This window comes from Pirellulales bacterium, assembly GCA_035656635.1.
Classification (GTDB): domain Bacteria; phylum Planctomycetota; class Planctomycetia; order Pirellulales; family JADZDJ01; genus DATJYL01.
Map to the genome: position 1 here is coordinate 138,671 of DASRSD010000145.1, position 21,863 is coordinate 160,533.

The 21,863-nt window shown below is 51.5% G+C and carries 17 protein-coding genes; 15 read left to right on the forward strand and 2 right to left on the reverse strand.

Annotated features, from left to right (window positions below):
* Positions 1–95 precede the first annotated feature (95 nt).
* The 13 genes from VFE46_14210 (at position 96) to vsr (ending at position 17,778) form a co-directional block, all read left to right on the forward strand.
* Positions 96–3,485 carry a helicase-related protein gene (locus tag VFE46_14210; protein HZZ29147.1) on the forward strand — a complete coding sequence of 1,130 codons (3,390 nt, stop codon included), beginning with the start codon at positions 96–98 and terminating at the stop codon, positions 3,483–3,485.
* Positions 3,482–4,420, forward strand: coding sequence for a hypothetical protein (locus VFE46_14215; protein ID HZZ29148.1), 939 nt, complete (start codon positions 3,482–3,484; stop codon positions 4,418–4,420). The genes VFE46_14210 and VFE46_14215 overlap by 4 nt, the downstream gene beginning before the upstream one ends.
* A 2-nt stretch (positions 4,421–4,422) precedes the next feature.
* The gene (locus VFE46_14220; protein HZZ29149.1) at positions 4,423–5,001 is read left to right on the forward strand and encodes a hypothetical protein; all 579 of its coding nucleotides are present in this window, start codon (positions 4,423–4,425) and stop codon (positions 4,999–5,001) included.
* A gap of 43 nt (positions 5,002–5,044) precedes the next feature.
* On the forward strand, positions 5,045–5,845 hold the full coding sequence (locus VFE46_14225; protein ID HZZ29150.1) for a DUF1156 domain-containing protein: 801 nt from the start codon (positions 5,045–5,047) through the stop codon (positions 5,843–5,845).
* Between the two features lie 144 nt (positions 5,846–5,989).
* On the forward strand, positions 5,990–7,945 hold the full coding sequence (locus VFE46_14230) for a hypothetical protein (GenBank protein ID HZZ29151.1): 1,956 nt from the start codon (positions 5,990–5,992) through the stop codon (positions 7,943–7,945).
* Between the two features lie 15 nt (positions 7,946–7,960).
* On the forward strand, positions 7,961–8,881 hold the full coding sequence (locus tag VFE46_14235) for a DUF3800 domain-containing protein (protein HZZ29152.1): 921 nt from the start codon (positions 7,961–7,963) through the stop codon (positions 8,879–8,881).
* A 98-nt stretch (positions 8,882–8,979) separates the two neighbouring features.
* A complete protein-coding gene (locus tag VFE46_14240; GenBank protein HZZ29153.1) occupies positions 8,980–9,441 on the forward strand; it encodes a hypothetical protein in 462 nt (153 codons plus the stop codon).
* On the forward strand, positions 9,438–12,212 hold the full coding sequence (locus tag VFE46_14245; protein HZZ29154.1) for a DUF499 domain-containing protein: 2,775 nt from the start codon (positions 9,438–9,440) through the stop codon (positions 12,210–12,212). The genes VFE46_14240 and VFE46_14245 overlap by 4 nt, the downstream gene beginning before the upstream one ends.
* 179 nt (positions 12,213–12,391) lie before the next feature.
* Complete coding sequence (locus tag VFE46_14250; GenBank protein HZZ29155.1) at positions 12,392–13,474, forward strand: DNA cytosine methyltransferase; 1,083 nt, start codon at positions 12,392–12,394, stop codon at positions 13,472–13,474.
* Positions 13,475–13,489: 15 nt separating this feature from the next.
* Entirely contained in the window at positions 13,490–14,521 is a 1,032-nt protein-coding gene (locus VFE46_14255; GenBank protein ID HZZ29156.1) for a hypothetical protein, read from the forward strand.
* 7 nt (positions 14,522–14,528) lie between these two features.
* Positions 14,529–16,361 (forward strand): hypothetical protein, encoded by a 1,833-nt coding sequence (locus tag VFE46_14260; GenBank protein HZZ29157.1) that lies wholly within the window; start codon positions 14,529–14,531, stop codon positions 16,359–16,361.
* 11 nt (positions 16,362–16,372) lie between these two features.
* Complete coding sequence (locus VFE46_14265; protein ID HZZ29158.1) at positions 16,373–17,347, forward strand: hypothetical protein; 975 nt, start codon at positions 16,373–16,375, stop codon at positions 17,345–17,347.
* Positions 17,348–17,373: 26 nt separating this feature from the next.
* Positions 17,374–17,778 carry a DNA mismatch endonuclease Vsr gene (gene vsr, locus VFE46_14270; GenBank protein ID HZZ29159.1) on the forward strand — a complete coding sequence of 135 codons (405 nt, stop codon included), beginning with the start codon at positions 17,374–17,376 and terminating at the stop codon, positions 17,776–17,778.
* A gap of 22 nt (positions 17,779–17,800) precedes the next feature.
* Here the strand turns inward: vsr and VFE46_14275 are convergent, their stop codons facing one another.
* The gene (locus VFE46_14275) at positions 17,801–18,466 is read right to left on the reverse strand and encodes an SOS response-associated peptidase (GenBank protein HZZ29160.1); all 666 of its coding nucleotides are present in this window, start codon (positions 18,464–18,466) and stop codon (positions 17,801–17,803) included.
* A 46-nt stretch (positions 18,467–18,512) separates the two neighbouring features.
* The gene (locus VFE46_14280) at positions 18,513–19,745 is read right to left on the reverse strand and encodes a transposase (GenBank protein ID HZZ29161.1); all 1,233 of its coding nucleotides are present in this window, start codon (positions 19,743–19,745) and stop codon (positions 18,513–18,515) included.
* A 439-nt stretch (positions 19,746–20,184) separates the two neighbouring features.
* Here VFE46_14280 and VFE46_14285 point away from each other — a divergent pair, with 439 nt between their 5' ends.
* Both VFE46_14285 and VFE46_14290 read left to right on the forward strand, forming a co-directional pair.
* On the forward strand, positions 20,185–21,294 hold the full coding sequence (locus tag VFE46_14285; GenBank protein ID HZZ29162.1) for an XRE family transcriptional regulator: 1,110 nt from the start codon (positions 20,185–20,187) through the stop codon (positions 21,292–21,294).
* Positions 21,284–21,793, forward strand: a complete 510-nt coding sequence (locus VFE46_14290; GenBank protein ID HZZ29163.1) for a hypothetical protein — start codon at positions 21,284–21,286, stop codon at positions 21,791–21,793. Before VFE46_14285 ends, VFE46_14290 begins: the two co-directional genes overlap by 11 nt.
* The last annotated feature ends 70 nt before the right edge of the window (positions 21,794–21,863 follow it).

Here is a 21,863-nt window from a genome sequence, read left to right on the forward strand (position 1 = left end):
AATCGGCCAATCGGATAAATTGCTAGCTTCGCCAAGGGCAGGCGGTCGCCGGCAGTCAGATTCTCCGATCGCGTGCGACTGGAAAAACACCCAGAATGAATGTCACTGACTTATTATCGAAATTGACTGATGGCACGATCCTGGCGGGGCCGCATTGGACCGAGCCAGTGAGGGTGCTGACCGCCAAGGCCAGAGGTTCCCGGCTAGAGGTGCAGGCCGTCGGACTTCATACCAAGCGTCTTTGGACGAAATTGCTGACGGTGGAGGATTTCGACGGCAAAGTAGCGATCACTCCAGTTGGAGAACTCGCCGCTTTGAACGGAAACCCGACGCACTTCCGGCTTGCTGCCGAAGCGCATCGCATCCGACTTGCCTACCAATACGACCCGCACTTTGCAGTATCGGTTTCCCAAGTCGATCCGCTGCCACATCAGATGGACGCGGTTTATACGCACTTGCTTACCCAGCCGTGCATTCGATTTCTGATTGCCGACGATCCTGGGGCCGGCAAGACGATCATGGGCGGCCTGCTTATCAAGGAATTGAAGTTTCGCGGATTGATTGAACGGACGCTAATAGTCACTCCGGCGAATCTCACTCCACAGTGGCGTCGGGAACTTCACGAAAAGTTCGGCGAGCCATTCACGGTGATCGACCGTGGCACTGTCAATTCCGTCTTTGGTCGCAACATTTGGGAGGATCATCCGCAGTGCATCACGTCGATTGATTTTATCGCTAGGCAGGATGACATTCTCAACCAACTCCGTGATGTGCGCTGGGATTTGGTTATTGTGGATGAGGCCCACAAAATGGCCGCATACCGCTATGGAACGAAAATTGACAAGACACAGCGGTATGAACTTGGCGAATTCTTACGCGACCGCACGGATCATTTTCTCTTTCTGACAGCCACGCCTCATAAGGGTGACCCGGACAATTTCGCCCTGCTCCTTCAACTGCTCGACCGCGATCTGTACGTCAACGGCGATATTCTAGCCGAAGCGAGCGCCCGGGGCGAAAACCGAATTATGATTCGCCGCCTGAAAGAGGACATGAAGAAATTCGATGGCTCACCCTGCTTTCCGCCCCGCCACGTCAAGACACTTCCTTATACGTTGTCGCCGGATGAACTGACGCTGTATGAAGCTGTTACTGACTATGTTCAGAACAATTTTGAACGCGCAACCCAACAAGACAACCGCAACGTCGGCTTGGCACTAACGGTGCTTCAACGCCGACTTGCTTCCAGCGTTGCTGCGATTCGCCGCTCGCTGGAGAGACGGCTAAAGCGCCTCATGGAATTGCAGAAGCTGGGGAAGATCAGGCAGGAATACGGTGAGCTTCCCGAAGACCTTGACGATCTTGCCGAGGAGGACCGCTGGAAGTTCGAGGACGATCTCGTCGAGCGGGTTACGATGGCCGAGAACATGGCCGAGTTGGAGGCCGAGATCGAAGAACTTGATCGACTCGTCAAGTTAGCCAAGCACACCGAGCGCCACGTCCCGGAAACTAAGTTCGAGGAGCTGCGCGGTGTCATCTCGCAGCATTTGTCGGGACGCGACGAACGTCTGCTCGTATTCACCGAACACAAAGACACGCTCGATTTTCTCGTCAGCAAGCTCACCGACATGGGCTTCTATTGCCCGATCATTCATGGCGGCATGTCGCTAGATAAACGCATCGCCGCCGAACGCGATTTTTACGAGCATAAGCCATCGGTCATGGTGGCAACCGAAGCGGCTGGCGAAGGCATAAATCTTCAGTTCTGCTCGCTGATGGCCAACTACGACATACCTTGGAATCCAAATCGTCTCGAACAGCGCATGGGCCGTATCCACCGCTACAAGCAGGAAAACGAGGTGATGATCTTCAATCTCGTTGCGGACAACACGCGCGAGGGCGAAGTCATGGACCGACTCCTGCACAAGCTTGACGACATGCGCAAGGCATTGGGTAGCGACCGCGTTTACGACGTAATCGGCGAGATCATTCCTGCCCCGCGATTCGACTCACTAATGAAGGATTGGCTTTCGCGTCGCCGCACGATGACAGAGATTCTGGCCGACATTGATCTGCAAACCGACCAGGAGCAGGTGGATCGCATTCGAGCCGACATGCGCGATCAGGCCCTGGGCACCCGCTATATCGACATGAGCAAGCTACTCGCCGACCAGCAGCAGAGCAAAGAACAACGGCTCATGCCCGAATACATCGAGAAGTTCTTCATCGAAGCGTATCGGTCGTTTGGCGGCACGATTGGTCCGGTCAAGGACCAAAAGGACGTATGGACAATTGCACGTGTGCCACCCGACTTGAAGAAGGTGCCCGATGCAATTGAGCGCCGCTTTGGCAAGATCGGCAACGCTTATCCCTTGATGACATTCGATAAGGATCAGGTGGTCGGCTACTCCGATTTAGAATTCGTTGGACCTGGCCATCCGCTGTTCGAGGGTGTTGTGGATCGAGTATTGCGTGATTATGGAGGTTCACTGCGGCAAGGCGCTTGCTTCTTCAATGCAGAGGCGCGCGAACCAACGGTGCTTTGGCTTCTAAAGTGTGGCGTCGAAGATGGGCGTGGACAGCCAGCAGGTGAGCGACTGTTTGCCATTCATCTCACGTCGGGCGAATTTCGCAAGAGTCAGCCTTACGCGCTTTTGGACTTAAAGGCCCCAGATGGCAGTCCGACCGTTCCGCAAACGGTTCGTCAGTCAGCGACCGATCAAGATCGAGTAATTGAATGGTCGCTCGACGAAGTCACACCGGTGTATTTCAACGAAATCACTGATCGTCGCACGCATGAACTTAGCATCAAAGAGAAATATGTCCGCAAGTCGCTCCAATTCCTCATCAGCGAGTCGAACAAGAAGATCGCAAAATACGATCAGCAACTCCGCCAAATCCGCGAAGAGGCCGATCCAAAGCGATTGTCGATCCAAGGCAACCGCGCGCAAGAAGAAGCTCGCAAGGCAGAGCTTTCGCTTCGACTCAAGAATCGGCTGATTGAAATTGAGCAAGAGCGGCATCTTTCGGAAAAGCCGCCCGAAGTCGTCGGCGTCGCTGTCATCCTTCCGCCTCCACACGAGGTTGTCGCCTCAGTCGAGGGCATGGAAAGCGATCCAGAGGTGGAAGCAATCGCCATCGAGGAGGTAAAGCAATACGAAGCAGAACAAGGACGCAAGCCCATTTCAGTCGAAGAAGAAAACTGCGGCTGGGACATCACGTCGCTTCTCGATGGTCAGGTTGCCCGATACATCGAGGTAAAGGGTCGCGGCTGCGTCGGCGGAGTTGCGTTGACGCCCAATGAATGGATTAAGGCACAGCGCTTCGGCGCGGATTACTGGCTGTACATCGTGACCGACTGCAAGAGCAAACCGACACTCCACTTCATTCAAGACCCCGCCTCGAAGTTGCACCCACAGGAGGAAATGAGTGTCGTGCGTTACATGGTCGCACAATCGGATTGGAAAAAGGCGGCGTCCCAATGAGTAATCAAATCTCCTGCAATTTGACCGCGAATGCCGTGGATTATCTTCTGCTTGCCGGCGAGCAAGCAAAAGATGGTACGCCTCGAATGGTCAAACATGCGATGGCCACGCTGATGGATGGCTTGGAATTGCTTATGAAAGCGCGGCTGGAAGCGGAAGACTGGAAGTATGTTTTTGCCGATCCAAGCCACGCAACACTTCAAGACTATCAAAGCGGTGATTTCTTTTCGGTGGCATTCCGAGATTTAGTCACTCGACTGAAATCAGAATGCGATTTTGAGATTCCGAAACAGCACGTCCCTGTGTTGGACCTGCTGCGAAAGCTCCGCAACAAAATCCGACACTTTTCGATAACCATCGACCATGCAACGGCAATGGCCGTGATAGTTAAAGCTTATTCATTTGCGCTCGACTTCATTGGCACCGAGTTGGAAGATCACGTGGATTCCGATGTCGGTCAGCAAATCCAGCAATTAAGGACACTCCTTACAGAATTCGACGAGTTCGTGAAGCATCGAGAGCAGGAAATTCAGCCCGAAATTGACGGGAACCGATTCGCGGTTTTTATCAATTGTCCGGTCTGCCTCCAACCAACGCTCTATGGTGACGGCGGAACTGCAACCTGCTTGTTCTGCGGCAGACGAGGTGAGGCGGAGGATATTGCAAGCGAAGTCGTGGAGCAAAACACAACGTGGATGTCACCCAAGGATCGTCTTTGTAGCGACCCGGATGTCGAAGAGTGCCCTGAGTGTGGTGCAACGGCTTGCCTAGCAGCGGGACGCCTTCTGGACTTCAACGTCCGATACGTTTGCTTGAACTGCGGCGAATCGGGCGACTACGAACATTGCACCGAATGTGGGCGACTGTATTCGGGCGAAAGCATCACGGATCGTTGCGACGACTGCCATGCGGACTTGATGGACCGAAATGACTAATTATGCAAAGCAATCGTGTCACATCTAATCCTGGTCAACCTTTTGATCCCGATCCGTTTTCGATCGGCGCGCTCGTTCTCGCAGCGATAGCTACGGCTGCGAATGTGTATTCGGCCTACAACTCATTCTCGTCCTCACAGGCTGATGATGGCCGACGGGAAGACCAGCGTCAGGCGCGCCTACATCGCTGGGAAGCAGACCTACACGACCTACGAACTATCTTGGTTGAGTTGCAGGAATTTCTAGCGAGCGTGCCTGGGGTTCCAGACAGTATTCAGCCGATCAAACCACTTTCAAGCTCGCTGTTTCTTGACGAAAGAGAATTTCGCCGATACCGCAAGATTCTTGGGCAGCTAATCGGCAAGACAAAGGACCTTAACAATTCTTCGCTAGCGGTGATCGAGGTACTTAACAGTCGCAGAATGCAAGGGTTTTTGAGTGATAACGTTTCATCCGTGCGAGGCCAGCTTGAGTCCATTAGAAGTTTCGATTCGCTCGATCGCAGTTTTGCGTCGGCGTTTGAAGCGTTGGACCTTCTCATCCGCACCGCGAACTACATGCGCGACAACCTGATTCCATAAATGAAAGATGCTTAAACGCCTAATCGAAGTTGCTTTGCCGCTAATGGAAATCTCCGAGCAATCGGCGGTGGACAATCGCGCGCGATCAGGGCATATTCGCACGTTGCATATTTGGTGGGCACGCCGACCGTTGGTCGCTTGCAGAGCAGTCTTGTTTGCATCGCTGATTCCTGACCCGGATGATCTGGAGTGCCCGGAGGAGTTTCGCAAGTTTGTGATGGAATTATTGAAAAAGGAGCAATTTCGCCCTCGCGCTGAAAGCGGTGCCAATGGCAATGGCACGAATGGCAAACCTGTCGAAGATACGCCGCGAAATCGTTGCGTGGAGTTCATCAAGCATCTGGTGCGATGGGAGAACTCAAACAATCCAGAGTATATCGAACCTGCCCGCAAGCTAATTGCGACGGCTCATAAGTTCTTGCATCCCGGTGCAAAGAGCAATGCGCCAAAGGTTCTCGATCCCTTTGCGGGTGGCGGAGCGATTCCATTGGAGGCATTGCGGCTTGGTTGCGAAGCGCACGCCATTGACCTGAATCCCGTCGCGCACTTGATCGAACTCTGTACGCTAGTCTATTCGCAGAAATATGGTCAGCCAAATAGCCGTCCCGTCCCAGACTACATCAAGCGGCTAATTGTACATAATCTGGAAAAGAGAAAAGCCCAAGGCAAGCATCGACCGCTCCTAGATGAATCAGAAGCGACAATCAAGATCGCCGATGGCGAGGTCATCCCAGATGTAGAAATCGCCGCCGACGATTATGAAAAGAATCCTTTGGCGGCTGACGTAAGGTATTGGGGATACTTTTTGCTACAGTTGGTAACCAACACGATTCCATCTGCGTAGAACACGGCGCAATCAAAGGAGAAACCATTAGCATTTATTTGGGCAAGAACGGTGCGGTGCCCAAATCCTTCATGTGCCGCCCTGATCCCCTGCATTAGGCAATTGTGGCTTTGTAATAAAAGTCGTCGCAAAATCGCTCTTCGGATGATTCTTGATGCGAACTCGAAGCGCTGCTCGTTTGAGATAGTGGATGACAAAGAAATTGATTTTGATCCTGACAACGGAACCATGCAGCGAGGGCAAGCTTTGTGTCCCTTTTGCAACTCGCTGGCTTCTAGCGATTACCTCCAGGAGGAAGGGCGCGCCGGCCGACTGAATTCTCAGTTGCTCGCCGTCGTATGCAGTGACAGTCGGCGATCAGGAAAAACTTACCGGCCCTCCACTGAAGTAGATTATCGTGTCTATCAAGAGAATTCGCAGGCGCTTTCTGAAATCCTCGCGTCTTCGCCAGACATAATCCCCAATGAGCCACTCAAAGCTTGGTCGGGCGTTTTCAATGCGCCGCTTTTTGGAATGTCTAAGTGGTGCGATCTGTTCAACGACCGACAAAAGCTCGTGCTCATCACGATGGCAAACGTGCTTCAAAGTCTTCCTGCGATTATTCGCGGATTCCACGATAATGACTATGCGCGAGCAATTGTGACTTATTTAGCATTTGCATTTGACAAATGCACGGATTTCGCAACCACGCTGTGTCGTTGGGGAAACGACGACGAAGGAGTTACAGGCACGTTTGGACGCCAGGCGCTGCCGATGATTTGGGATTATGCCGAGGCCAATCTGTTGCAGGACAGAACAGGGGGATTTGAGTGGTCGCTGGGGTTCGTAATCGACGCTATTCAGGCGATTGCTCCAATTACGCCTTGTGTCGGAATTCCGGTCCAAGGAAGTGCGACTCAGTTGCCGTTTCAGGATGGCACTGCCGAAGCCGTTATCACCGATCCTCCTTACTATGATGCCGTTCCATATTCAGACCTCAGCGATTTCTTCTATGTGTGGTTGAAGAGAAATGTGGGATCACAGTACGAGCTATTTCGATCTCCCCTTACGCCGAAGGGGCAGGAAGTTGTTAGTCATCTCGGCTCAAATTATCCAGGACAACGTAAGACTGCCAAAGACTATGAAACTGGGATGCGTCAAGCCTTCGACCAAATGGCCCGCGTCGTTGTTGATTCCGGTGTGATAGTCGTAATGTTTGCGCATAAAACAACGTCAGCATGGGAGACTTTAATTGAGGGCCTACTTAAATCTGGGCTTGTAGTCACTGCGAGCTGGCCGATTCATACCGAGGGTCGCGGGCGACTTAGGGCACATGACTCCGCTGCGCTTGCAGGAAGTATTTCGATGGTGTGTCGAAAGAGGAATCGAACAGTTGGCGCTGGTTTGTGGGATGATGTCCGTCGTGAACTTCAGAAAGTTGCCAAGGAACGGCTCGACTTTTTCTGGTCACAGGGGATTCGGGGGGGCGACTTCTTCATTTCGGCTATCGGACCAGCTTTATCAGTATTTGGCAAATATGATCGGGTTTCCAAGCTCTCCGGCGAGGAAGTTACCGTCGGCCAGTTTCTCGACGAAGTGCGAAGCCTCGTAACGAACTATGCCTTGGCCAAGATTCTCAAGACCACGCATACGGGCACCATCGACCCGGAAAGTCGTTTTTATGTAGTTTGGAAATGGTCGTATATCGACGCGAAAGTGCCGGCCGACGAATCGTTCAAGCTTGCGCAAGCGCTCGGGATGGATACCGAAACGATGTGGGACCGAACCGGCGTGCTGGAGAAATCGGGCGAAAACGTGCAAGCCGTGCCTGTTGCGCAACGAATGAAGATCAAGGACCTTGGCGAGCCAAATATCGACGGCAGCCCGGCCAGCTTAATCGACGTGCTGCACCGCCTCTGCGTGTTCCGAGAAAAGAACGATTCAGACGGCATGGGCGAGTTCCTTGGCCGTAGCGGCCAGGGCAACAATCCCTCCCTCTGGCTCGTTGCCCAAGCCATCAGCGAAATCCTCCCCGACGGCGAAAAGGAAAAACAACTGATGCAGGGCCTGCTAAACCAAAAAGAACAACTCGAACAAGCCGCTCAAGGACGGTTGTTTTAGAAACGAACATCGCAAATGCTGCTCTTCATCGACGAAAGTGGACACGATCGTAGCGGGACCCCTTGCGAGGTCTTAGCCGGAGTTGCCGTTTCGGAAGACAATCTCTGGAATATGGTTCGTGCGATTCGCTCTGCCGAGCGCGACCATTTCGGCGGCTATTTGCGAGACTTGCACAGCGAGGAAACAAAGGGCCGCAAACTACTAAAGACCAAACGATTCAGAATCGCGTCGCGCAACATTGCCATATCTGCTGAGGAATTGACTCCGTTAGCGAACTCGTTGCTTCTTAAAGGTAAGGAGGCACGAGCGAAAGGACTAGACAAGTGCGGAGAGACATACCCGGAGATGGTGGCATACAGCCGACAAATCCTCAACTTTGTTCATGCCGTACTTGATATTGCAGCCAGTTTCAGCGTGCAAGTATTTGCATCGGTGACTGATCCGAATTCACCGCGCCCGACTGCCGGTCAGTTAAGAAAGGATTACGTGTACCTTTTCGAGAGGTACTTCTATTTTTTGGAAACGCTGCCGCCCCGTGAACGCGGATTGATCGTTTTCGATGAACTCGACAAGTCCAAATCGCACATTCTTGTTCAGCAAATGGCAGCCTATTTCCTGGGACACGAAACAGGACGCTACAGAAGCTCTCGAATTGTCCCTGAACCGTTCTTCGTGCATTCTGATCTGACCACCGGCATTCTTCTCGCCGATTTGACTGCTTACATTATCGGTTGGGCCTGGCGACTTAACCGAATGACACAACTTCGGCGTGACGAGCTTTCGCCTTATGCGACTAAATTACACGACATGCAATTTCACGGAGAGAAGCCGAAACCAGATGGGAGCGGTGTCTGGCCATTGCACGGAATCGTCTACATTGACGATCTTCGAGGCAGATATGACCGACTTGAAGAACAAGCTCCCGAAGAGACATAAGCGCAAAAAGAAAGGCAATGACCACCTCTTGCGAGACGACCAAAGCCTCCACTCAAAGTATCGGCTTAAATTGCGTAAAAGTCAAGTGAGAAACGACCATGACGGATGTGCTAACTTATTGGCGAGACTACGTTTGGAACGTGAAAGAAGGCCGAGTACATGGCTGGTACTCGAATTCCCGACTATTCGGCACTCTTGAGCCGGGAGATCGCTTGTGGATGGTGACCTCCGGGAAGAACGTGCGAGTTGAAGTTGAGCAGGCAGGCTTTCTTGTAGCAATTTGGATCGTTAAGGAAGTAATGGAAAATGCCGGTGAGGATCAGGAATATCCGAGCGAGGAGTATCGCTACCGAATAGTCGCCGAGGACGAGGAGTCGATCACTTTCTCTGATCCGGTAGCCGTCGATCATATTCTTCGTCCACAGGGTCGAGATAATGCTGTGTCGATTGGGCGATTTTTGCAAGGACCAAGAAAACTCAGGGAAAACACGCTACGGCTCTTGCGAGCAGCCGCAGGACCCGATTTAGCCCTTCGCTGGCTGACAGGGAGCAAAGCATGACCGGACTCAAGCCGTGGCGGCAGGTCGCCGTTCCGCATAAAGACATCCGCGATGGCAAGTTTGACTCTTCGGTATTCGCCGCTGATCTAGGCGAAGTGTTAGCGGGACGGGGCGCGCTCGATTATCAGGACGCCAGCACATTCTTCGCCAAGACGTACATGACAGATGGCTTGTCGAAGCTGGTGATCGACGTGATCGGTCGATTGGCCGGCACCGGAAAGACTGAACCGGTTATCCAATTGCAGACGGCATTCGGCGGCGGCAAGACACACACGCTTTTGACTCTGTATCACTTGCTGAGAAAGTCAAGTGAAGTGGGAAAACTCCCACAAGTGCAAAAGCTTGTTCACGCTGCCGGCCTAAAGCAAATTCCGGCGGCGAGTGTTGCGTGTCTGGTCGGCACGGCACTCAATCCGACAAGCAGCCGAACGTTTTGGGGTGAAATGGCATGGCAACTTGGCGGCGACCGACTCTACAAATTGGTCGCCAAGAGCGACGAACAGAAGATTTCTCCCGGCACTGACTTGCTCGGTCAGTTGCTAGCCGAGGCCGGCCCATGCCTGATTCTTCTGGATGAGATTCTAATTTATCTCATCAAGGCTGGCGGCATCCGGACAGTCGATAGCACGTTGCGCGGCAACACGCTTTCGTTCCTGCAAGAGCTTTCCATCGCCGTGGCCAATTGCCCGCACGCGGTAATGATTGCCACACTGACCAGTCAGATTGGCGAGTACATGGATGAGAACGCGGAGGCAGCATACGCATCGCTTGAAAAAGTATTAGGAAGAATTGAGAAAGTGCGTCAGACGGTTGAAGGAACGGAAATCTACGAAGTAATTCGCCGGCGCCTGTTCGAGAATTTGGGTGACCCAGCGCATCACAAAGCAGCCGCACAGGCTTTTTGGGAAATGTATCGCGGACTTGGAGAGGATGTGCCCGGTGGCTGCCGGGAATCAAACTACAGATTGGAAATTGAGCGAGCATATCCGTTTCACCCTGAATTGATTACAGGGCTTTACGAGCGATGGGGAAGCATCCCTGAATTCCAGCGCACTCGTGGCGTCTTACGGCTGTTGGCTGACGTAATCTCCGATCTCTACCAGGCCAAAGATAATGAGTTATTGATTGCTAGTGGTTCAATTAACCTCGGTGCGTCGGCGGTGCGGAGCGAGCTGGTCAAGCACACTGGATCGGGCAATGTGTTCCACTCCGTCATCGAAAGCGATATATCCGGGAGCCACGCCAAAGCATCGGAAATCGACCGGCAGTTGGGAAGTGAATACGCCAAGGAAAATGTCTCTGAGAAGCTGGCGCGGGCAATCTTCATGTACTCGTTCAGCGGCGGCCAACAACGGGGAGCCACTTTGCCACAGTTGCGCGTGGCGGTTCTGAATCCTGAGATGGCACCTCCGTTTGTGTCCGACGCGCTCGATCGAATGACGAAGCGATTGTGGTATCTGTATCAAGACAACGGCCTGTACCGCTTCGACGCCCGACCGAATCTCAATCGTATTCTTGTGGACCGTGAGGAGATGATTCGCTCAGAGCCGGATAAGGTGCGCGAGTTTGCCAAAACGAAGCTGAACGAATTGATCGGTGAAGCCGTGTTTCGGGTATATCGTTATCCTGAGCCGGGCGACGATAGCTTTGTAGGGGATGAGCCAAGATTGAGTTTGGTTGTTTTGGACCTCGAATACGGAGCAAACGAAGACGGCCTGCCAAAGGAAACTGAGGACCTCGTTGGACGAATCTTAAAGCAGCATGGCAAGGGATTCCGCAAATATGCCAATATGTTGGTCTTCCTTGCACCAGATCAGAAGCGAGCATCCGAAGTTACCGATGCTGCGCGTAGATTGCTTGCGCTGCGGAGCATCGAGGATCACAAGAGCACGAAGGCCCAATTGACTGATGAGCAATTAAAAGACTTGTCAGCGAGATTGAAGGAAGCTGAAGTGCGATTGCCAGCCGCACTTTCAGCAGTGTATCGCCATATCTTAGTTCCGACCGAGAAAAAGGCGATCCGCGCAATCGAGATGGGCATCGCCGTAAGCAAGGCGACGCTGAGTCAGAAGGTCCTCGACAAACTTAAAGATGAGCAGCAAATCCTCGAAAAGCTCGATCCTGCAATTCTAATCGGATCGCGTTTCGGGTTGTGGCCGGAAGAGAACAAAACCGTCAACGTCCGAGTGCTGTCCGATTTCTTCACGCAGTTGACGCACTTGCCGAGGCTACTTAACAGCGGAGTTTTGCCAGACTGCATTGCCAGAGGTGTTCAACGGGGTCTGTTCGCTTACGCACTCGGTGACGGCGAGAAACTGCAATTCGACACAATCCTCTTCGCCGATAGGCAGGCGACAGCAAATCAATGCGAAGTCACAGAATCGGCGTGGCTGCTAAGGCCAGAGCTTGCTAAGTCGCTATTGCCGGAGCCGGAACCGCTCAAACTTGAGGCAGGCGCGCAGGGTGATAGCACATTGCCAAAACCTGGATTGCCATCGGACGAGTTTATACATTCGGGCGCAGGGGTGAAGATTGTCCACGGTGAGCGTCGCGTTAGCCGTGTGCGAATTGCTCTGACACTGCCTTGGGAGAACTGGAACGACATTTACAACGAAGTCATCGACCCGTTGGCAAAGGAAGGTGCAGACGTTCGTTGCGATGTGGTCATCGTCGCCAAAGGCGACGCAGCAATCCGAGAGAACACCGTCGAATTGGGAATTAAGGAGTCACTAAGCCAACGGGGACTTCAAGCGGATATTCAGATGGGGTAGCGGGGCCAGATTGCTATTTGCGCATGGTCCAAAATCTGACCGCAGACTTTGCGCAATCGCTGTGAGTTCTGCCTAGCGAAGCGTGGCTAAGTACCGATAAACTCCCTTCGGTATCTGTAATCCCGGTCGGCATCGTGGTAAGATGGCGATTTTTGGAAACCGGGACAAGGCTGATTCCGATGGGCAGGAAATCGCTTGAAATCATTGGAATCGACCTTTTTGCTGGAGCCGGAGGAATGAGTCTCGGCGCTCGACTGGCTGGTGTTAAGGTCGCTCTGGCTGTTGAGTTGGATCAGTACGCTGCGCAAACATATTCGGCTAATCACAAATGCACAAAAGTAGTGAATTGCGATATTCGGAAATTGACCGCACCCACAATCAGAGAGTTTCTCGACGCAAAATCGCAGACGGTTGTTTTTGGAGGTCCGCCCTGCCAAGGTTTTTCATACTCAAACCAACGGACGCGCTCGCCGGACAATCCTGAGAATTGGTTGTTTCTCGAATTCCTGCGCGTGGTTCGAGTGGTGAAGCCAGACTGGGTAGTGTTCGAGAATGTAAAGGGAATCGTTGATACCGCGAACGGTGTTTTTCTGGAGCAGGTCGTCGATCAGCTTGAGTGTCTTGGATACACAAATCAACTCGGTTTATTGAACGCGATGCACTTTGGGGTTCCTCAGAATCGTGCTCGTTTCTTCCTCGTTGGATCGCGTCACGGCGTGAAGTTCAAAATGCCCACTCTCAGCCACAACAAACCATTAACCGTTCGGGACGCGATTGATGATCTGCCACGCCTAGAAAACGGCGCAACTATTTCCCGGCAGCCGTATCGTCGCTCTCCTTCTTCGCAGTACGCTAAGCAACTGCGTCAGCGTCTAAAAACGTCCTCTAATCACCTTGTCAGCAATAATGCGCCGGTGGTCATCAAGCGGTATGAGCATATTCCGCCAGGCGGCAACTGGGAATCCATCCCCGCTCGCCTGATGCGCAATTATAGGGACCGATCGCGGTGCCACACCGGCATCTACTATCGCTTGAAGCCCGACGAACCATCTGTAGTCATTGGTAATTACCGAAAAAACATGTTAATTCATCCTGCTCAACACCGTGGACTCTCGGTTCGTGAAGCGGCTCGCATACAATCGTTCCCAGACAGCTATGAGTTCCACGGATCAATTGGGTTTCAACAGCAACAGGTTGGTAATGCGGTTCCTCCATTGTTGGCTCGTGCTGTATTTTCCTCACTACTAGCCCACGAGCGCTGACCACATTGTTCCAAAATGAGTTACCTCACGCAGAACACGCCGATACTTGTTCAATGGCTCTCATCGCAGCCAGAAAGCGCGTTCCCATCCGGTGGTCTGCCATATCGAGATAGGTTGGCTAACGTATTCAACTATCTAAAAGAATATGTCTACCAACATGTAGAGAGCGGCGCACTTCTGAATGACTCCGGCTACCTGACGGATCATGGCGAGAATCATATCCGAACCGTGATTGCGCGCGCGGCCGATCTCGTTAGCTCCGATGGCAACACTAGCATGAGTGCATACGAAGTGTATCTCCTGCTTCAAGCTGCACATTTTCACGATGTCGGGAATATCTATGGACGATCGGGACACGAAACGAAGCTTGCTGAGGTAATCGGGGCGCTTGGTCCACTCGTGGGCGAGGACGTACCTGAACGTCGTGCAATTCAGCAGATTGCTAGTGCTCACGGAGGAAGGATAGACGGGTCCAAAGACACAATCGGTAAACTGCCACAGGTCGAGCCGGTTCTTGGCAAACAGGTACATTTCCAGGCTGTTGCTGCAACCCTTCGGCTTGCTGACGAGTTAGCTGACGATTCGACACGCGCTGCGAGATTCATGCTCTCTCAAAATCAAATAAATTCAACAAGCGAAGTCTTTCATAAATATGCCCTCGCATTGCACTCGGTGATCGTGAAGCCAGCACAGCACAACATTCAGTTGCACTTCCAATTTACCGTAAACGATGCAACCAGTGATTTCGGTAAGGCTGACTCTCGTGTCTACTTGCTGGATGAAATCTTTGTGCGCACTTTGAAAATGCACTGCGAACGAATGTACTGCATGAGGTTTATGCGCGACATCGCGCGAATTGATTCAATTGACGTGCAAATCAAAGTCTACCAAGACAACAATTGCCTCTCTCCGATGATTGATCCGATCGCGTATCGACTTGCAGAGTCCGGTTATCCAGACTTCACGACCTCGACGATAGCAGACTTCTGCCCGGAAGTGAAAATGACAGGACAATCACTCTGTGATCGCTTGCTCCATCCGGCTTGAGGTGCCTATGACTTCTATGACCCTAACCGACAATCCATTCAAGGTCTTGACACCGGAAGACATGGATGCCGCCGATGTTCAGGCTCTCTTCGTAGATGTCTTTACGGATTTCTACAAAATCTTGGACCAAGGACACACAATGGTCAGTGGGCCACGTGGATGTGGGAAGAGCATGATGTTTCGGTATTTGCTCCCCGACTGTCAAAGGCTGGCGCGTGGATGTGCGCTACGCCAGCTTCCGTTTTGCGGAGTGCTAGTTTCGATCAAGAACACCGCGCCGAATCTAACTGAACTCCATCGCCTTGAGACGCAACATGCCGATGCTATACTAAATGAGCATATTTTGACCGTATTTGTTGCGAGCAAAGTCTTCTCCAGCCTCGCTAGCGCCGCCGCTGATGTCGGCACAGAACATTCTGCTGCTACCAACGGCTTTATTAACACCGTCCTCGCACCCAGACTCATCATGGCCGGATGGAGTCAAAGCCTCTCCATCGAGCCGGATATACTGCCGGCAGAAGTATTCGCGCAATGCGCTTCGATATTTGATCGGCTTTACGTTGAGGTCAATCAATATACGAGGCGACTGGCGATTGCACCCGAACATCCGCTGCCCTATTCCGGTGCCCTGTGCGGTTATCTTGACTTCCTCTTTCCCGTGCTTCAAGGACTTCGATCGCTTCCATTCTTGGCCGATGGCCCATTTTTCTTGTTAATTGACGATGCTGACTACCTTAATCGAACGCAGACTCGCGTTCTGAATTCCTGGGTTTCCACCCGCACGGCAGGTGATGTAAGCATCAAGATTTCAACTCAATTGCGCTACAAAACGCTCAGTACAATCGCAGGCCCAGCCATTCAATCGCCGCATGATTTCCAAGAGATCAACATCGCAGATGTCTATACATCGTCACGGAGCCTCTATTCCAAAAGGGTTGAAGCGATCGTAAGGAAACGTTTAATGCGGGGTGGTTGGGCCGAGATTGATGCCGATCCGCGATCGTTCTTCCCACCGGATCAAGAGCAGGAAGAGAAGATTCGCGCATTAGCGAAGAAAATCAAGGATGCGTGGCCCGACTCTGGAAAGGGTTATCGAGCCGACGATGACGTGGCGAGATATTCGCGCCCGGAATACATTAAGAGTCTCGCAGGACAGTCAAAGTCCACCAGTAGCTACTCCTACGCTGGGTTTGACCAGCTTGTCCATATCTCGTCTGGGTTGATTCGGTACTTTCTCGAACCAGCGGCGCAGATGTACGACGAAGAACGCGCAAGGATCGAGCATGCGCCGGTGCGCAGCATTCGGCAAGGAATACAGGATGTCGTTATCCGGGCAGAATCTGAGCGGCTTATGTTCAGCGAGTTCGATAAAATGGTGGAGGATGAGGCGACCTATGCTGCAAATCACGCTGCAACTGAGACGCTTGAGAATGTTCAGGTTGTAACGGAGCAACTGCGCAACCTACTGCGCGTATTAGGAAATACGTTTTATCAGAAACTCATTTCTGAGGACTCAGAGCGCCGAGTGTTCTCCGTCGCAATTTCAGGCGCGCCCGACCCCGAACTGATTCGAGTTTTCGATATGGGCGTCCGATACGGCTATTTTCATCGTTCATCAATCGGCAACAAGGACGGGACTGGACGAACTCGATTGTACGTGCTAACGAGGCGGCTAGCACCGCACTTTAACCTTGATCCATCGAGCTTCGCAGGGTACTTGTTCGTTACGAACAACATTCTATTTGATGCTATGCACAATCCCGACAAGACTCTTCGTAAAATCAAAGAAGCAGGGGTGTCTCAGTCGTTTGAGCAAGGCCAGTTGACTCTCTTTGACTAAACGGTGATTCGGTGAAGCCTACACGAAAAAAACTCAGCGAACTTCGAGCAATCACCCAGCCCGGAGTGGATGTCTTTGTCTGCTCCGCAAGTTATGAGGTTAGGTGCAGATCAGTCGCCGACAACATTGATGCTTTTCGCGTCGGCAAGACGCTAATTGCCATGAACGAGAATCACTCGCAAATGGTGGGCGAGAATCATAAGTATCTGGCACACCTGTTCAACGGACGCCACGACACGCTTTATTTGGATACCGAGGACCCAATCAAGAGCGCCGATTCCATCCTCCGTGGAGTGCGTGCTGCTTGCAGTGGGCCGTCGAAGCGATGGTTGATCGACATTACAACGTTTACCCACGAAGGATTGTTGATTCTCTTTAGAATACTGTCGGAGACCGTTCGCCCCGATGACAAAGTTGACTTTGTATATGCGCACGCAAAAGAATACTCAGTCGGTGACCCGGCTGAGCGGAAATGGCTTAGCAAAGGCATTCGTGAAGTGCGATCTGTTTTGGGATTTCCCGGAGAATTGCTGCCTTCGAGGCGCACGCACCTAATCGTGCTTGCAGGCTTTGAAACTGAAAGAGCATTGGCACTGATTCAGGAATACGAACCCACGCTCATTGCAATTGGCTGCGGCGATCCAACGGAAGAAGGTACTCGCGGTCACCAGCAAACGAACGAAGCAGTCGTGAGTAGACTTCGACATTTAATTGGCAATATCCGTGAATTTGTGTTTCCGTGTTACGACGCGGACGGGACAATGGCTGCGCTGAAGCAGGAGGCAGAGAGCATCGAAGGATACAATACGATCATTGCCCCAATGAATACCAAAATCTCGACGATCGGTGCAGGCTGCTATGCCCTTGAGAATGGTAGAGTTCAAATATGTTACGGGCAGGCGAATATGTATAATTTCCGAGCTTATTCTGAACCAGGGGAGGACTGCTACTATTTTTCGGTGAATGGAATTCCGAAGAGAGCATAAAGCGATTGCCGTTCGCAATTATTAAAATGGACAATCTTTCGCATTTGCAGCGGTCGGCAACAATGTCGCGGATCACATCGCGTGACACGAAGCCGGAAATGATCGTCCGCAAGCTTGTCCATCGCCTGGGTTATCGTTACCGCCTTCACGACCCGCGCTTGCCTGGTCGGCCCGACATTGTTCTTCAACGTCTCAAGAAGATTATTCTGGTCAATGGTTGCTTTTGGCATCGCCATCATTGCAGATTAGGTAGGCCGATGCCCTCAACGCATTGCTCTTACTGGATTCCAAAATTACAGGGGAATGCAGAGCGCGATCGGCGCAACCGGAAGCGACTTATGAAAGATGGTTGGAAGGTCCTTGTCGTTTGGGAATGTTGGACCAAGAAGCGCGATTTGGTTGACCGATTGCGCGAGTTCTTGCTCGATTGACAGTGGTATATCGCCCGCGCGCTTAGGGAGCAATCGTGAGGCATTCCGGCCCTTCGTTGCCGACTTTGTTCACGTAGGTATTTGCAGGGCGTTCCGTCATTTCACTTGCCGGCCACGGTTCAAATAAATATCGCAGCGATTCAGGAGCGTTATTCGTGGGATCAAGCCAAGCGGCGTAATCATTTGGCGAGAGAATGACCGGCATTCGATCGTGTTCGATTTTCTGTAGCAGTTCGTTTGGTCGCGTTGTCAAGATCGTACACGACTCTAACGGTGGTTGTCCCTTGTCCCATCGTTCCCACAGCCCTGCAAAGGCAAATATGGGTTGATGCCGAAGTTGGAAGTAGTGCGGGTATTTCTTTTTGTTGATTTCCTCCCACTCATAAAACCCATCAGCCGGTATCAGACAATGCCGGATTTTCATGGCTGACCGGTAAGTGGATTTGGTTGCGGCTTCCTCGCTTCTCACATTGAACGTACTGTATTTAACTTTTGGTTCAGGGGACCAAGCAGGCACCAATCCCCATTTCATCATCGCTAGCTCGCGCTTGCCGCCAACTTGCCGGATGACGGGAATCTGAGTGTTGGGACCGACGTTATAGCGCAGTGGTAGCTGCAATCCGGCCTCGACGCCGAACTGATGGGCCAGCACTGCTGCCGGTATTCGGATTGTGAATCGGTTGCACACTACGGCCGATGTTTTCTTGACGTTCGTGGGCTTTGCCTAAAAATGCCTAACTGGCAGCCAATTTTGGGGCAACTTGCAATTCTGCCTCAAAACTCGGATCAAGCCCCAATTCGTACATCGCGCTGATTAAGCAACAAATGTTGTGACAAAGAATCTTCGCCAACACTTCATTCTTCATCGCCGTATCAGTTTTGCTGCGGACTGAATCACCAAACTTTGCCTTCACCATGCTAAACGTCGATTCGACGTTTGATCGCTGGTGGTAACGAGCCATAAACTCGTCACGGTTTAACTGGAAGTAGTGATACATCTTGTTCCACAAGCCGGGACGCGAAGCAACCGAGTTGCTTTTGAAAGGAATCAATGGTGTCCCGCCAGCATCGACGACCGCCTGCAAATTGCTTTCGCTGAGGTATGCCATATCCGCTGAGACTTCGCCAATCCTGAACCGTGTAGCAGTAGTGTTCAGCAGAGGCTTGAACAACACGGTATCCGAAGAATGCTGGCCGTGGATTTCAACTGCCGTAATGACGTTGGTATTCACGCCGGTCATTACGTGCGCTTTCACCCATGCCCGCATTGACCTTTGCTCACCCCATTTCTGATCGAACCAACGATCAAAACGGCAGCCAGAGAATCCCGATGAGTCACAAGCAAAATTGATTTCAATGGCTTTGAGAGGATTGGCACTTTCCAAGATCAAGGAATACAAAACATCCGAAGTCGTCTCGGCTTCCAGAATCCTGAAAATCGAATTGTAAGATGGTAAACGGGCGACGTAGCCTTTTTCATTTGCATCGCGGAGATCGGACATAAATCGACGGCCTGAAACCGTGGAGTAGACTTTGAACACGGCGGCAAAAATCGCATCGGGGAGCGGAATGCGCGGACGCCCAAGACCCCGTTTCGGCGGTCGAATCGTGTCACAGAGTCCACGTAGCAATAGCTGAAACTTGTCCTTTTCATTCACTTGCGCGCAATTATAGCTTCGCCAGTCTTGCTGGTAGGTTTTGCGCGGAGTCTGAATGGTGAGGGTTTCGGTTTGCATCATCGTTCCGTCGTCGCTGTACTCGCGTTCGACGGTATATTGGACCGCGAAAATATGCTTGCACTTATGGCCGGCCTCTTGGTGGTCCGGGCAAGTGCAAGTGCCAGCGGTCAGATTGACGGTATAGCGGCGTCCGTTGCCGGTTTGAGAGGGAACCGACCACAGACCAGCCTTTTTCCTGATCCGAGACTTGGCGGCAATGACTAACCCACGTTGTTCGCGTTCATTCATAGTAGTTACCTCAGATAACTCATAAAGAGATATACTACTAATATATACCATGTCGGTTTTGACTTGTCAATACTTGTGGTATATACTGTAGATATTCCTTAACAGGAGGATTCTACTATGAAGAATGTACCGATTGGGGTGGTTATGCTGCCCGGTTGCCGGTGCAGATGCGGTCACGAATGGTTGCCACGAGAGAAAGACGAAAAGCCTAGAGTCTGTCCCAAGTGCAAGAGTGCGAATTGGGATAGACCCAAGAAGTTCGAGAGAAAATAGCCAGTTTGGGGAACGAAACGTACTGCCTCGATTGCCGTAACCTCTTGTGAATTCGATGTTTATGGATCATGTTCTGTTTTATAGAACTTTTTTGTTCCATTTAGCCGATAACAACGCTATAATCTTCTAGGAATCCGAATTCATAATCCGAAGGCTCTGTTTTAATATGGCAGTTCACGACCGTTTGAAATACGCCCGCAAGCAAGCTGGACTATCTGGACCGCAAATTGAGGAGCGAAGCGGGATCGGCAAATCCGTTCTTTCTGAGCTTGAGCATGGGAAGCGAGAGCCGAGTCTGAGTCAGCTATCTAAACTGGCCTCACTTTACCGCCGATCCGTTGCATTCTTTCTGGACCCAGGGCCAATTGCGCCTGAACCATGCGTCCTTTGGAAAATGCGTCCAGCCATTGATGCCGAACAGACTGAAATCCAATTCCGGCGTTTGTGTTCACAATATCGCAATCTCGAAAACTGGTGCGATGAAAAAGTAGATACTGGTCTGCCTGAAATAACTGGGAGTTCCGACCATTATAGCAATGGGGATGCAGAGGAACTTGCCAAGCGTGTACGGCATGAGCTACAACTTGGCGACAGACCCGGACAGTGTTTGCTTGCTGTGCTTGAAGAAGTATGGGGCGTTAAAGTTTTCCATCTAAAGTTTGAGCCTGTGGGGACTGCTGCGTCTGTCCGTTCCGAAGAGTATGGTCCAGCGATTTTGTTGAACGCCAACAATCCGCGTGGACGCCGGAATGACGACTTGGCGCATGAGTTATTTCATCTTCTGACGTGGAATGTTTTCCATCCTGCGAGTACCAATACAGCATCAAGCGAGGCGGAGGAGAGATTTGCGGGACACTTTGCCGCAAATCTGTTAATGCCAAGCGACCCATTTCGTAGCGCAATCAATTCGAGGATTCGGGACCAGAAGATTGGCTTCGATTCGTTATACGATGTGGCTCGTGAGTTCGACGTTTCGGTTGATTCTGTGATCTCCCGAATGTACGATCTTTATAATCATCTTCCCGAAGATAACGAACAGGTGCAAAAGGATATAAAGCGTGCAGAGGAATACGCACATATTCTCGACCGACGTGAAGATTCTCCGAAGCCACCAACGTATCCTGAGCGTTATCGCGCCCTAGCTATTAAGGCATTTCGTCATGGTGAAATGTCCACTGGTCAATTCGCGGAATACCTGAACATTAGTCGGCAGGAGGCCCAGCAATTCGATCAGGAGGTTTCTGACGGTGAAGAAGTTCAGGTTGTTGCTGCTTGACGCCAATGTTGTCATAGAGCTTTTCAAGCAGCAGTTGTGGGACAAATTTATTGCAAAATGCAATGTGTATTTGGCGCAAACCGTCGTTGACGAAGCCCACTTTTATGAGGATTCCAATGGCGAACGGCAGCCGATTGATCTCGCTCAATACATCAATTCCAACGCCATCACGGTATTCGATCCAACTCTCACCGAGATCGCCGCTTTTTCCGCCAAATTCGATCTAGCTTATCTCGATAGACTTCACGATGGCGAGTTAGCTTCGCTCGCTTATTTGCTTCAACAGACCGAAGAGTGTCGAATCTGCTCGGCAGACAAAATAGTTTATCGAGTGATCGGAAATCTGCGTATTAAGGAGCAAGGTATTTCGCTTCAAGAAATACTCCAGCAAATTGGTTTGGGCCGCACACTCGACCAATGGTTCACGCAAGATTACCGAGAAAAGTGGACGAGCAAAGGCTTTGAAGAAAGTCAATATGGAATTGGGGCTGCGAGTTAGAACAATTCGACATTGACTTTTGAGGCAGACACTCGACTTTTGAGGCAAGTCGTCTTTTTTAGGCAAAGCC

What these genes read in the sequence shown, in the direction of transcription:
- VFE46_14210 (HZZ29147.1), top strand. Translation starts at nt 96, where the DNA reads ATGAATGTCACTGACTTATTATCGAAATTGACTGATGGCACGATCCTG.
- VFE46_14215 (HZZ29148.1), top strand. Translation starts at nt 3,482, where the DNA reads ATGAGTAATCAAATCTCCTGCAATTTGACCGCGAATGCCGTGGATTAT.
- VFE46_14220 (HZZ29149.1), top strand. Translation starts at nt 4,423, where the DNA reads ATGCAAAGCAATCGTGTCACATCTAATCCTGGTCAACCTTTTGATCCC.
- VFE46_14225 (HZZ29150.1), top strand. Translation starts at nt 5,045, where the DNA reads ATGGAAATCTCCGAGCAATCGGCGGTGGACAATCGCGCGCGATCAGGG.
- VFE46_14230 (HZZ29151.1), top strand. Translation starts at nt 5,990, where the DNA reads ATGATTCTTGATGCGAACTCGAAGCGCTGCTCGTTTGAGATAGTGGAT.
- VFE46_14235 (HZZ29152.1), top strand. Translation starts at nt 7,961, where the DNA reads ATGCTGCTCTTCATCGACGAAAGTGGACACGATCGTAGCGGGACCCCT.
- VFE46_14240 (HZZ29153.1), top strand. Translation starts at nt 8,980, where the DNA reads ATGACGGATGTGCTAACTTATTGGCGAGACTACGTTTGGAACGTGAAA.
- VFE46_14245 (HZZ29154.1), top strand. Translation starts at nt 9,438, where the DNA reads ATGACCGGACTCAAGCCGTGGCGGCAGGTCGCCGTTCCGCATAAAGAC.
- VFE46_14250 (HZZ29155.1), top strand. Translation starts at nt 12,392, where the DNA reads ATGGGCAGGAAATCGCTTGAAATCATTGGAATCGACCTTTTTGCTGGA.
- VFE46_14255 (HZZ29156.1), top strand. Translation starts at nt 13,490, where the DNA reads ATGAGTTACCTCACGCAGAACACGCCGATACTTGTTCAATGGCTCTCA.
- VFE46_14260 (HZZ29157.1), top strand. Translation starts at nt 14,529, where the DNA reads ATGACTTCTATGACCCTAACCGACAATCCATTCAAGGTCTTGACACCG.
- vsr (HZZ29159.1), top strand. Translation starts at nt 17,374, where the DNA reads ATGGACAATCTTTCGCATTTGCAGCGGTCGGCAACAATGTCGCGGATC.
- VFE46_14280 (HZZ29161.1), bottom strand. Translation starts at nt 19,745, where the DNA reads ATGAATGAACGCGAACAACGTGGGTTAGTCATTGCCGCCAAGTCTCGG.
- VFE46_14285 (HZZ29162.1), top strand. Translation starts at nt 20,185, where the DNA reads ATGGCAGTTCACGACCGTTTGAAATACGCCCGCAAGCAAGCTGGACTA.